The organism is Thauera aminoaromatica S2 (genome assembly GCF_000310185.1).
Classification (GTDB): domain Bacteria; phylum Pseudomonadota; class Gammaproteobacteria; order Burkholderiales; family Rhodocyclaceae; genus Thauera; species Thauera aminoaromatica.
This window is the reverse complement of the sequence record NZ_AMXD01000113.1, coordinates 1-12,271: the sequence shown is the minus strand read 5'-3', so window position 1 is coordinate 12,271 and position 12,271 is coordinate 1. Positions and strand designations below refer to the sequence as shown.

Annotated in this window: 9 protein-coding genes; 5 read left to right on the top strand and 4 right to left on the bottom strand. The window is 66.4% G+C overall.

The window, feature by feature from the left end; all coding sequences use genetic code 11:
* Positions 1-37: 37 nt before the first annotated feature.
* The gene (pqqD, locus tag C665_RS14875; protein ID WP_004319064.1) at positions 38-325 is read right to left on the bottom strand and encodes a pyrroloquinoline quinone biosynthesis peptide chaperone PqqD; all 288 of its coding nucleotides are present in this window, start codon (positions 323-325) and stop codon (positions 38-40) included.
* Between the two features lie 62 nt (positions 326-387).
* Positions 388-462 (bottom strand): pyrroloquinoline quinone precursor peptide PqqA, encoded by a 75-nt coding sequence (pqqA, locus tag C665_RS21400; protein ID WP_144312226.1) that lies wholly within the window; start codon positions 460-462, stop codon positions 388-390.
* A 270-nt stretch (positions 463-732) separates the two neighbouring features.
* Between pqqA and C665_RS14870 the strand changes: the two genes are divergently transcribed.
* From C665_RS14870 to C665_RS14850, 5 genes are all read left to right on the top strand, one after another.
* A complete protein-coding gene (locus C665_RS14870) occupies positions 733-1,821 on the top strand; it encodes a response regulator (RefSeq protein WP_004319061.1) in 1,089 nt (362 codons plus the stop codon).
* A gap of 5 nt (positions 1,822-1,826) precedes the next feature.
* Positions 1,827-3,968, top strand: a complete 2,142-nt coding sequence (locus tag C665_RS14865) for a PAS domain S-box protein (protein WP_245537181.1) — start codon at positions 1,827-1,829, stop codon at positions 3,966-3,968.
* Positions 3,965-8,188 (top strand): PAS domain S-box protein, encoded by a 4,224-nt coding sequence (locus tag C665_RS14860; protein WP_040829389.1) that lies wholly within the window; start codon positions 3,965-3,967, stop codon positions 8,186-8,188. The genes C665_RS14865 and C665_RS14860 overlap by 4 nt, the downstream gene beginning before the upstream one ends.
* A 251-nt stretch (positions 8,189-8,439) precedes the next feature.
* Entirely contained in the window at positions 8,440-9,384 is a 945-nt protein-coding gene (locus C665_RS14855) for a PEP-CTERM sorting domain-containing protein (protein ID WP_245537180.1), read from the top strand.
* Positions 9,385-9,554: 170 nt separating this feature from the next.
* Complete coding sequence (locus C665_RS14850; RefSeq protein WP_004319055.1) at positions 9,555-10,307, top strand: SDR family NAD(P)-dependent oxidoreductase; 753 nt, start codon at positions 9,555-9,557, stop codon at positions 10,305-10,307.
* Positions 10,308-10,327: 20 nt separating this feature from the next.
* Here the strand turns inward: C665_RS14850 and C665_RS14845 are convergent, their stop codons facing one another.
* Together C665_RS14845 and C665_RS14840 are read right to left on the bottom strand one after the other, a co-directional pair.
* Positions 10,328-11,059 carry an ABC transporter ATP-binding protein gene (locus C665_RS14845; RefSeq protein WP_004319054.1) on the bottom strand — a complete coding sequence of 244 codons (732 nt, stop codon included), beginning with the start codon at positions 11,057-11,059 and terminating at the stop codon, positions 10,328-10,330.
* Positions 11,052-12,271 (bottom strand): ABC transporter permease (locus C665_RS14840; RefSeq protein WP_004319053.1); only part of this gene is annotated, 1,220 nt, incomplete at its 5' end. The genes C665_RS14845 and C665_RS14840, both read right to left, overlap by 8 nt.

Sequence of the window (12,271 nt, the reverse complement as noted above, 5' to 3'; positions counted from 1 at the left end):
GGCGGCGCGCCGCGCGAGGGCGCCGGGGCGGCGTCCATCAGGCGGCGCGCAGCCAGCCCTTGTCGCAGGCGAGATCCACGAAGGCGCGCACGCCGTCGGCGATCTCCGCGCCCTGCGCGGGAAAGCTCGCCTGCAGTTCGGCGATGATCGTCGCGAGCGTGCGCGCACCGTCGCAGCGTGCGAGGACCGCGCCGGCCGAGGCGTTGAGTTTGATCAGGCCTTCCGGGTAGAGCAGGATGAAAGCCGACTGGCTCTCTTCCCAGCGGAAGACGTAGTGGGGCGACAGCCGCGGGCGGGCGTCGGCGGGCAGGGGGAGGGCGTCCATGGTCGTCGGGGCGGCCGCGGCGGCGGCGATCCGTCTCCGCCGCGGCCGCGCGCTGCATACGCTCAACGTACGTATACGTAAGCCGTGACTTCGAAGCCGAGACGGATTTCGCAGTAGGCGGGGGTTTCCCAGTTCATGGCGCTTTCCTTGTGAGACGGGGCGGCACCGTGCTGCCCCCACGACGCATTGTTCTCCGGCGGACACGGCGCAGACCAGCGGCGAATCGCGAACACGGGCTCGCGAAAATCATGAGCTGGCGGGTGCGGGTGAGATGGACGCCATCGTTCATGCCGCTGGTCTGCTCGAGGATCTGCCTGTCGGGCGGTGCTTGCGGAGCGGAGAAATCCCGCAAACGCGCGCCGCAAATACTCGTAAACTGCAGCCGTGGTTTTCGTGCTGGAGCTCCCGTGCTTGAACACACCCTTCTGATCGTGGATGACGAGCCGGCCAATCTGGCGGTGCTGACGCACCTGTTGCAGCCCTACTACCGCGTGCGTGCGGTCAATTCCGGCCGCCGCTGCCTCGCGGCGGTGCGGCCGCCGCTGAAGCCGGATCTGATCCTGCTCGACGTGATGATGCCGGAGATGGATGGCTACGAAGTCCTGGCCCGGCTCCGTGCCGATCCCGCGACGAGCGACATCCCGGTGCTCTTCGTCACTGCACTCGATGACGACCTCAACGAGGAGAGCGGGCTGGCCCGAGGTGCCGCCGACTATCTCACCAAGCCGATTCGCCCCGGCGTGCTGCTGGCCCGTGTGCGCACCCAGCTCGAAGCCAAGCGGGGCCGCGACTTCTTGCGCGACCAGAATGCCCTGCTCGATGCGGAGGTCGCTCGGCGCATGCGCGAGAACGAACTCACCCAACTGGTCAGCATTCGCGCCTTGGCCCATCTCGCCGAAACGCGCGACCCCGAGACGGGCAACCACATCCTGCGCACTCAGGGCTATGTCCACCAGCTCGCCACGGCGCTGCAGCGGCACCCGCGCTTCAGCGATGTGCTCACATCGCGCTACATCGATCTCCTGACCAAGTCGGCGCCGCTGCACGATATCGGCAAGGTGGGCATCCCCGACGCCATCCTGCAGAAGCCCGGCCCGCTCACGCCCGAGGAATGGGCGGTCATGAAGACACACGCAGAGATCGGCGCCGAAGCCATCGATCGCGCCGAGGCCGACATCGAGACGACGGTCGATTTCCTTGTCCTGGCCAAGGAGATCGCCCACTGGCATCACGAAAAATGGGATGGCAGCGGTTACCCCGACGGACTCGCGGCAGAGGCCATTCCGCTCTCGGCTCGCCTCATGGCGCTGGCCGATGTCTTCGACGCACTGATTTCGGTGCGCGTGTACAAGCCAGCCATGTCCTACGAGGAGGCGCGGGAAGTCATCCTGGCCGGCCGGGGCCGGCATTTCGACCCGGACGTGGTCGATGCCTTCCTGACGAACTACGCCGAATTCGTCCGCATCGCCGAGCGCTACAGCGACACCGCCGCTTGAGTGCCATGATGACGCCGAGCACAGCCGACATCGCCGCAGCCTCCGCCATGGAATATCGGCGCGCCGGGCGGCCGGCGTCGTGGCCGCGCGCCGCGAGCGCGCCGCCCATCTCCCTGCGTCACATCCTCGCCGCGCTGTGGCTGGCGCTGATTCCCTCCACCTTGTTCGCACAGGTGCCCGATTTCCGCCAGGTGTTCGACGATCACGGCGTCGTGATGCTGCTGATCGACCCGGCCTCCGGGCAGATCGTCGATGCCAACCCGGCCGCGGCGGACTTCTATGGTTACGGACGCGATGCGCTGCGGTCCATGACCATCGCGCAGATCAACTCCTTCAGCGCGGAGCTGTTGGCGGCCGAGCGCGCCCTTGCCGAAAAGGAAAACCGCAACTACTTCATCTTCCGCCATCGACTGGCGAGTGGCGAGCTCCGTACCGTCGAGGTGTATTCCCATCCCTTCGAATTCGATGGACGTCCTCTGCTGCTGTCGATGATTCATGACATCACCCCCGGACGCAGTCTCGAAGAGGGGATGTGGCACTACCAGCAGCGGCTGGAAGAGTTGGTGGCGGCGCGCACGGCAGAGGCCGAAGCGCGCCATCGTGCCGTTATCGCGTTGCTGGCAGGATTGTCGGTCGCCGCGGTGCTGACCCTGGTCCTTGTCCTGGCCATTCGCCGGATCAAGCGCGCCGAGGCGGAATTGCGCGAGAGCGACGCCCTCTACCGCCATCTCTTTCATGCGAACCCGAACCCCATGTGGGTCTTTGAGCTCGCGACACTGCGCTTCCTGGCCGTGAACGATGCGGCAGTCAGCCACTACGGCTATTCGCGGGACGAATTCCTCTCCATGACGATCAAGGACATTCGCCCGCCCGAGGATCTGCCGCGCCTTTACGAGAATCTGGGCGAGTTGCCCGCAGGGGGCCTCGATCAGGCGGGCGTCTGGCGGCACTTGAAGAAAGACGGCAGTGTGATCGAAGTCGAGATCACCTCGCACGTGCTGGAGTTCGACAGACGGGAGTGCGAACTGGTGCTGGCGCACGACATCACGGCGCGTCGGCAGGCGGAGGAGCGCTTGCGCGAGAGCGAGGAACGCCTGCGTCTGTCCACCGAGCTGGCCCAGGTAGCCGTTTGGGACTATCGCGTGCCGACCGACCGCATGTCGCGCTCGAAGAACCACGACTCCCTCTACGGACTGCCCTGGCAGGACGACTGGGAGTTCGGCACCTTCCTCGACGTAATCCACCCCGACGACCGCCCACGCGCGCGCGAGACGATCCGGCAGTCGTTGGCGCCCGGCGGCCCCGACCACTATGCGTTCGATTTTCGTGTCATCCACCCCGACCAGAGCATCCATTGGCTGAGTGTGGTCGGTCAGGTGGTCGAGCGCGGTCCGGACGGGAGCGGCATGACGGTTCGCGGCACCTTGACGGACGTCACCGAGCGCAAGAGGGGCGAGCTTGCGCTTGCGCTCGCAGCCCGCCGTGACCAGGCCCTGCTGAACCTGCCAGAGGCCGCCGAGGCGCTCGACGAAGCCGCGTTCATGCAGCGTGGGCAGGAACTCGCCGAGGAACTGACCGGTAGCCGGATCGCCGTCATCCATCTCGTCGACGACGACCAGGAGACCATCGAGCGGGTCACCTGGCCGCGTGCCACGCTGGAACAGGATTGCCGGGCCACCCGCGACAAGCATTGCCCGGTCAGCCAGGCCGGCGTCTGGGCGGATGCCCTGCGTCTTCGTGCGCCCGTGGTTTTCAACGACTACGCCAATGCGCCGGACAAGCATGGATTGCCGCAAGGCGATGCGGGCCTGGAGCGGCTGATCAGCGTGCCGGTGATCGAAGACGGGCGGGTGCGCATGCTCACCGGGGTCGGCAACAAGCCCGAGCCTTATTCGGGCGCCGACGTGGAAACGGTTCGTCTGCTCGGTGAATCCATCTGGCGCATCGTCAGCAAGAAGCGCCAGCAAGCCGAACTTCGGCAAAAGCTCGCCGAACTGCAGCAGTGGTACGAGGTGATGCTGGGCCGCGAGGGGCGCATCCTCGAACTCAAGCGCGAGGCTGACGCCCTGCGCCAGCGGCTGGATGAACCGCGGCGCTATGCCGAGGATCTGGCAGATCTTCCGCAAGAGGGCGGGATCGCCGAATGAGCACCCCGACCTCGAGCCCGACTCCCCCCGCAAGCCCGATGGGCCGCTCTTTCGGCGCGCGGCTGCTGCTCGTGCTGGCGCTGTCGGTGGCGCTGATCGGCGCCGGCGGCCGCTGGCATTACCACAACCAGCAGGCCGAGGCCCGCCACTTTGCCGCGGAAACGCTCAGCCAGATCGCAGACACGAAGGTCGAGCAGATCGCCCAATGGATGACGGAACGGTACGCCGATGCCGAGGCCATGCAGGATGTGCCGCAGGCGGCCCGCTACCTGCAGAGGCCGGACGACGCCCAGGCCCTCGAGAGTGTGCAGGCATGGATGAGCGGAATCCAGCAGCGTCACGGTTACCGCGCGGTGGCCTTGTTCGATGCGGCCGGCGAGCGGTGCCTGGCGGTTCCGGAAACGTATTGCGGCGATGCCGCGAACCTTGCGCATGGCCGCGAGCATGTTCGGCGCAATCGGTTGGCGCGCGAGGTCTCCTTCAGCGACCTGCATCGCCTGCCCGACCAGTCCATCCAGATGATCTTCGCCGCGCCGGTCGGCTTGTCATCCCAGGCGGGGGAGCCGGCAATCGGCATGCTGTTGGTCGTCATCGACCCGCGCCGCTTTCTGTACCCCCTGATCCAGCGCTGGCCCACCCCCAGCGCCAGCGCGGAAACCATTCTCATCCGGCGCGAAGGCGACGAGCTGGTTTCTCTGAACGACCTGCGCCACCGCGCCGATTCGGCGCTCAGGCTGCGGCTGCCGATCGCGACAAACCCGCTCCTTCCGGCGGCGATGGCGGTGCAAGGGGTGCAGGGCGTGGTCGAAGGCGTGGACTATCGCGGCACCCCCGTGCTCGCCGTCGTTCGCAGGGTCATGAACACGCCCTGGTTCATGGTCGCCAAGGTGGATGAGGACGAGATCCATGCGCCGGTGCGTCGGCAGGCCTGGACCACCGGGCTGCTGAGCGTTCTGCTGATGCTGCTGGCCAGCCTCGGGGTCGCTCTGCTGTGGCGCCAGCAGCGGCTGGTGAGCGCACAGCAGGCGGCCGCCGTGCTGCGCGAAAGCGAAAACCGGTTGAGGAAGGCTCTGGATGTCCAGAACGTGGGCGTGATGTTCTGGGACGTGACCTCCGGCACCCTGATCGATGCCAACGACACCTTTCTGAAGATCATGGGTTACAGCCGGCAGGAGGTGGACGCGCACCAGTTGACCTGGCAAACGTTCACGCCGCCGGAATACATCGAGACGAGCATCGCGGAGATGGAGTCGTTCCGGGCGAACGGCCGCGTCGGCCCGTACGAGAAGGAATACTTGCGCAAGGATGGCTCGCGGCAATGGTTCGTGTTTGCCGGCAGCGCGCTCGACGAGAACAGGTGCGTGGAATACTGCATCGACGTTTCCGGCCAGAAGCGGGCGGAATCGGCACTCGCCGAAAGCGAAGAAAGACTGCGGCTCGCCTTGCAGGCCACGAACCTCGGCCTGTATGACCTGAACGTCCAGTCCGGCGAGGCACTCGTCAACGCGGAGTACGCCGCGATGCTGGGGTATGCCCCCGAAACCTTTGTCGAAACCAATGCAGCCTGGATCGAGCGCATTCATCCGGACGACAGGGAGATCACGGCACGCGCCTACGCGGACTACGTGGCGGGAAGAACTGCGCAGTATCGGGTGGAATTCCGTCAGAAAACGCGCGACGGGGACTGGAAGTGGATTCTTTCGCTCGGCAAGATCGTCGCATTCGACGATGCCGGAAAGCCCCTCAGGATGCTCGGCACCCATACCGACATCACCGAGCGCAAGCGGGCCGAGGCCTCCGTGGCGCAACACGCGCGGGAACTGGAACGTGGACGCCAGGCACTGCTGAGCGTGCTGCAGGACCAGCGCCGCGCGGAAACTTCGCTGCGCCAGCTGGCGCTGGCGGTGGAGCAGAGCCCGGAGAGCATTGTCATCACGAACCTCTCGGCCGAGATCGAATACGTCAATGCCGCGTTTCTGGCCACCACAGGCTACACGCGCGAGCAGGTCATCGGCAGGAACCCGCGCATTCTGCAATCCGGCAGGACGCCGCGCGCGACCTACGACGCGATCTGGGCGGCGCTCACGGCCGAGCAGACGTGGAAGGGCGAACTGGTCAACCGCAAGGCCAGCGGCGAGTACTATGTCGAGTTCGCCCATATCGCACCGCTACGGCAGCCGGATGGCCGTATCAGCCATTACGTCGCGGTGAAGGAGGACATCACCGAGAAGAAGCGCCTCGGCGAGGAACTGGATCGCCACCGCCACCACCTCGAAGACCTGGTGACGCAGCGCACCGCCGAACTGGCGCAAGCGCGACAGCAGGCCGAGGCCGCCAGTCAGGCCAAGAGCGCCTTCCTGGCCAACATGAGCCACGAGATCCGCACGCCGATGAACGCCATCATCGGACTGACTCATCTGCTGCGAAAGGATGGTGTCACTCCGCAGCAGGACGGGCGGCTGGAGCAGATCGAGGCATCGGGCCGGCATCTGCTCGGCCTGATCAACGACATCCTCGACCTCTCCAAGATCGAGGCCGGCAAACTCGATCTGGCGCTGGAAGATTTTCACCTCTCGGCGGTGCTCGACCACGTCGCCTCGTTGATTCGCCCGTCCGCCCAATCCAAGGGCTTGCACATCGAGCTCGACGGCGACGCCGTGCCGACGTGGTTGCGTGGCGACCCGATGCGCCTGCGCCAATGTCTGTTCAACCTGGCTGGCAATGCGGTCAAGTTTACCGAAAGGGGCAGCATCGTCCTGCGTGCCAAGCTGCTGAAGGATGGCGCGGAGGGCTTGCAGGTGCGCTTTGAAGTCGAGGACACGGGGATTGGCGTGACGCCGGCGCAGGGGCAGCGCCTGTTCCACGTGTTCCAGCAGGCCGAAGTCGGCACCACGCGCAAATACGGCGGCACCGGTCTCGGTCTGGCGCTGACGCGCAACCTGGCGCAGATGATGGGCGGCGAGGCGGGGATGGATAGCATCCCGGGCGAGGGCAGCACCTTCTGGTTTACGGTGCTGTTGCAGCGCGGCCACGGCATCATGCCCGCGCCAACGGCGCGGCGCGCCGATGCCGAGCGGGCGCTGCGCCATGAGCAGGCGGGCACGCGGGTGTTGCTGGTGGAAGACAACCCCATCAACCGGCTGGTGGCATTGGAGCTGCTGCATGCCGTCGGTTTGACGGTGGAGACGGCCGAGGACGGCGCCGAGGCCCTGGAGCGGGTCAAGGCCGCCGACTACGCGCTGATCCTGATGGACATGCAGATGCCGGTGATGGATGGCCTGGACGCGACCCGCGCCATCCGCGCCCTGCCGGGCTGGCGCGACAAGCCGATTCTGGCAATGACCGCCAATGCCTTCGATGACGATCGCCGCACCTGCGTGGAGGCCGGCATGAACGATTTCATCGCCAAGCCGGTGGAGCCGGAGCGGCTCTATGCCACCCTGCACAAGTGGCTGCCGGGGCGAACCGGGAAATTGCCGCCGTCGGCGTCCGCCGAGTCGGACTTCGCACTTGATGAAGGCGATCACCCGTGCAGCGTTGCAGGTGCTGGCGTGATGGCGCCGCAGGCCGACCTGGCTCCGCTTGCCGCAGCGCCTGCGGAGGCCGCCGATGCCGAGCTGCGCACGCGGCTGTCGGCGATTGGCGATCTGGATCTGGAAAGTGGCCTGCGCACCTTGGGCGGTTCGTGGCTGGATTACCCGCTTATCCTGGGGCTCTTCGCCGAATACCATGGCGACGATGCACGCAAACTCGCCGAACAGATCCAGCAAGACGATCTTGCTGGCGCGAAGCGCCTGGCTCACGCGCTGAAGGGCGCGGCCGGCACGGTCGGCGCCACGATCGTCCATCGACTCGCCGGCGATCTCGAGGACGTGCTCAAGCGCGGCGACCGTGCGGAGGTGCAGGCGGCGCTGGTGCCGCTGACCGAACGTCTGCCCAGGCTGATTGCCGCGCTACAGGATGCTCTGGTGCGGGCCAATCGGGTAATGGTGCAGGAGATGCCTGCAAGACGGGTGGACACCAGCGTGCTGGTGCGACTCGAGGCCTTGCTGGCCGGGGACGACACGACGGCGATCAGCTTCCTTGCGGAAAATCGGCAGGCCCTGCGCGAGACCTTGCTGATGGACTTTGAAGAGGTTCGACGCCAGATCGAGGTGTTCGACTTTCCGGGGGCATTGGAAAGTGTGCGCGCGGCGCTTGCGGCCTTGGCGAGCAAGTAGCGTCGGCACGCCGGTTTCAGCGTCTGCAAGAGGATGACGGCGGGCTCGGTTCCGCGCGGCCGCATCATTTCCCTTGCCTGTCACTTGCCACCGTCTAGAGTGAAGGATCAAGCCGGCGGGGTGGGTCAGGCTGGCAAGGCGCGGAGGATCGACGGATCCATCCACAGGCAGCCAATCGAGCTGCTGCAATCCGGCAGTGATCCGAATGTCCCCCACATCAAGCGCGTCGATGTGACGCAGGGGAGACTATGATGAAAAAATTCAGTCTTTCAACCCTCGCTGCAGGGTTGTCGGTGATGTGTGCCAACGCATTGGCCGCGCCAATCGCCTTGCCTGCGGGACCGGCATTCTTTGAGTTTCGCATCCAGGAGCAATTCAGCAAGTCGAACGATATCAATAACGCTGCGAATCCGGGACGGGGCGGTATCGTTGAAGGCATCTGGGGCGTGATGGAAATTACCCGGCTGTCGGTTGGTACGGTTCAGTCTCCATCTGGTTCACAGATAAGCGGACCCGGCGCCACGATATTCACCAGTGGTCAGAATGGGGGCAATCAGATACTTGCCATCTACTACGGCATCCTCAATAACCCGGGGACTGCGCCGGATACGACCCAGGGTGGGGTGCTCGACTTCTATTGGTGGGACAACAACAATCAGAACATCAGCTCGCCGTTCAGTGCCGCCGATCTCGCCAGGCGTGGCCAGGGGGGCAGTCGGAGCGGCAACGCCGAGGGCGCCTATCAGGGGGTGAGCTGCGCAGCGAACAATAATGCCGGCTGCTATTTTCTTGCGCGTTTCGACTTCACCTCTGGTGCCGATGTCAATAGCCAGGTCAATACGATGATCTCTCCGGCAGGGACGCAGAACTTCTCGAGTTATCTGAGTGTCGATACCGGTGTGATGGGCTATTGGAGCGCCGCGCTCGATTCGGATTTCTTCACGCTCAACCCCAACAACCAACGATGCGGCGACCCGGGCGTCTCTTGCGTCAGCGCCAACGATATGCGAACGGCGGGCGACTTCACGAGGCTCGGTGCCGAAAATTGGGATATCGCCAATACGGATATCATTGGACTGGGCAAGACTGGAACCTCGACGGCGTTCGTCGTGCCGGAGCCGACATCGCTCATCCTGCTCGGACTTGGCATGGCGCTGATCGGCGTGAGCAGAACGGAGCGCCGGGCAAGGAGATGAAAGGATTCAGTGGGCCAAGGGTGTTCATCAGGGGCGCGCATTCGAAATGCGCGCCTGCTCCCGTCTTGTGGGCGAAGAGCGTGAGCGCGACGCAAAGGGGGCCTGATGAGCTGTCTGGAGATGGATGAGCAAATGGAAGACCTGACCCCATCGTATTTCAGGAGCGAGACATGGTGAGAAAGCTTGAAGGCAAGGTGGCCGTCGTCACGGGCGCCAGCAGCGGGATCGGCAAATCGATCGTCGAAAGCTATGCGCAGGAAGGCGCCCGGGTGGTGGCGTTCGCGCGCAATCTCGACGCCTTGAAGGCACTCGAGACCGCGTGGCCCGGGCAAGTCCGGGCCGTGGCGGGTGACGTGACCAGGGCCGAGGACCTGCAGCGCCTGGTCGATGAAGCCGTCCGCGTCCATGGCGGTGTGGATGTCGTCGTGCCCAATGCCGGCATCGCGCGCGTCGTGTCTTTCGCGGACAGCACCGCCGAAGCCTTCCATACGCAGTTCTCGGTCAATCTCTTCGGTGCGGCGGAAACCGCGCGTCTCTTCGTTCCCCACATCCGCAAGGGGGGCTCGATCCAGTTCATCACGACCTTCCTGACCCAGGTCGGCTTTCCCGGGCTGGCCATCTACAGCGCCAGCAAGGCTGCGTTGAAGTCCCTGTCCCAGACCCTGGCGGCCGAGCTCGCCCCCCTGGGCATCCGGGTCAACTCGATCGCCCCCGGCCCGATCGGGACGCCGCTGTGGGGCACGGTCGGGCTGCCGCCCGAGATCCTGGGGGCCGTCGCGGAGAAGATCACGTCCCGGCTCATGCCTGGCGCATTCGGTCAGCCGGAGGATATCGCCGAGCTCTCGGTGTTCCTCGCGTCGGACAGCGCCAGGAACATCTACGGCCAGGAAATCGTCGTGGATGGCGGCTACACGGTCGGATGAGCTTCGTCGCGCTCGCGGCCTCATGAGCCGTCGACCGGGCCAGAGTCCGGCGACGCGGCGTTGTTGGGCCGGTCGGAGACGACGACCCCGTCCACGAGTTCGATGATGCGGTCGCAGCGGCGGGCGAGGCGGGGGTCGTGGGTGACGATCAGGAAGCTCGTGCCGAGTTGCCGATTGACCTCGCGCAGCAGCGCGAAGACCTCGTCCGCCGAGTGCGTGTCGAGGTTGCCGGTGGGTTCGTCGGCGAGCACCAGCGCGGGCGACATCGCCAGCGCACGGGCGATGGCGACGCGCTGCTGCTGGCCGCCGGAGAGCCGGTTGGCGAGCTGGCGCCGCTGCCGGGCCAGGCCGACGCGGTCGAGCAGCTCGCCGGCGCGCGCGAACATCGCCGCGTCCGGCCGCCCGCGCGCGATCAGCAGCGGCATGGCGACGTTCTCCTCGGCGGTGAAGGCGGGGATCAGGTGGTGGTGCTGGAACACGAAGCCGATGCGTTCGCCGCGCAGGCGGGTGAGGGCGGTGTCGTCGAGCGTCGCGGTCTCCTCGCCATCGATGACGAGGCGGCCGCTGCTGGGGCGGTCGAGCAGGCCGATCAGATTGAGCAGCGTGCTCTTGCCCGAGCCGGAGGGGCCGATCAGGGCAGCGAACTCGCCGCGCCCGAGGCGCAGGTCGATGCCGTGCAGGACTTCGTACTCCGTGTCGGCGCCGGCGTAGGCCTTGCGCAGGCCTTCGAGTTTCAGGACCGCGTCAGCCACGGATCGCCACCACCGGGTCGAGCCCTGCCGCACGCCGTGCCGGCAGCAGCGCCGCGAGGATGCCGACCACGCTGGCGCCGCCCGCGGCGATCGCCACCAGCGCGGGCTCGACGCCGATGTCGAACAGCGGCGTGCCGTCCGGGTTGCGCGCGAGCATCCGCCACAGCATCAGGAAGGCCCACGCCAGCGCCGAGCCCAGGAAGGATCCGAGGAAACCCACGATGCCGCCCTGCAGCAGGAAGATGCGCCGCATCTGCGCCTGCGTGGCGCCCATCGCGCGCAGGATGCCGATCTCCTTGCTGCGCTGGACCACCGACACCACCAGCACGCTGGCGATGCCGAAGGACACCGAGAGCGCGATGAAGAAGCGGATCACGTTGCTCGACACCCGCTGCGAGGTGAGCGCGGTGACGAACTGCGCGTTGGTGCGGATCCAGCTGTCGGCGATCAGGCCGGACTCGGCGGCGATGCGCTGCGCCACGTCCTCCGCGAGGTCGAGGTCGTGGAGGGCGAGGTCGATGTTGGAGACGCCGCCGACCAGGTCGAGCAGGGTCTGACCGGTGCGCAGGCCGACATAGACGTTGCGTGCATTGACGCCCTTGTTGCCGAGATCGAACAGCCCGGTCACGGTCAGCGTCTCGGCCTCGCCCTGCGCGCCGCGGATGCGCAGCTTGTCGCCGACGTCGGCGCCGAGGTCCTTGGCCAGCTCGATGCCGATCACCGCCTCGCCGGCGCCGACGCGCAGCTCGCCGGCGGTGATGCGTCCGCCGAGGTCGATGACCTGCTGGTAGCGCGCGGGTTCGATGCCGAGCAGGGTCACCGCCTTGCTGGCGTCGCCACGCACCGCGAACGCCGGGCCGGAGGCGGCCGGCGACACCGCGGCGATCTCGGGCCAGGCCTCGAGGCGGTCGCGCAGCAGTTGCCACTGGTCGATCGAGCGCAGCCGCTGCGCCTGCTTCTGCAGGCGGATCGCGTCGTGCCCGCTCGAGGCCTGCGGGCGCGCCACCTCCTCGGCCGGCAGCAGCACGATGTGCGCCTGCGAACTGAGCGTGCGGCGCACCAGGTTGGCCTGCAGACCGGACAGCAGCGCCGACATGAACACGATCACCGCCACGCCGACGCCGACGCCGACGATGATCAGCAGCGACTGCATGCGTCCCTCCTGCAGGAAGCGCAGCGCGGCGATCCATTCGAAGGGCATCCACGATCCAT

Bases quoted from the DNA above. Each gene is read 5' to 3' on its own strand.
- pqqD (WP_004319064.1), bottom strand. From the start codon at position 325: ATGGACGCCCTCCCCCTGCCCGCCGACGCCCGCCCGCGGCTGTCGCCC.
- C665_RS14865 (WP_245537181.1), top strand. From the start codon at position 1,827: ATGATGACGCCGAGCACAGCCGACATCGCCGCAGCCTCCGCCATGGAA.
- C665_RS14860 (WP_040829389.1), top strand. From the start codon at position 3,965: ATGAGCACCCCGACCTCGAGCCCGACTCCCCCCGCAAGCCCGATGGGC.
- C665_RS14855 (WP_245537180.1), top strand. From the start codon at position 8,440: ATGAAAAAATTCAGTCTTTCAACCCTCGCTGCAGGGTTGTCGGTGATG.
- C665_RS14850 (WP_004319055.1), top strand. From the start codon at position 9,555: ATGGTGAGAAAGCTTGAAGGCAAGGTGGCCGTCGTCACGGGCGCCAGC.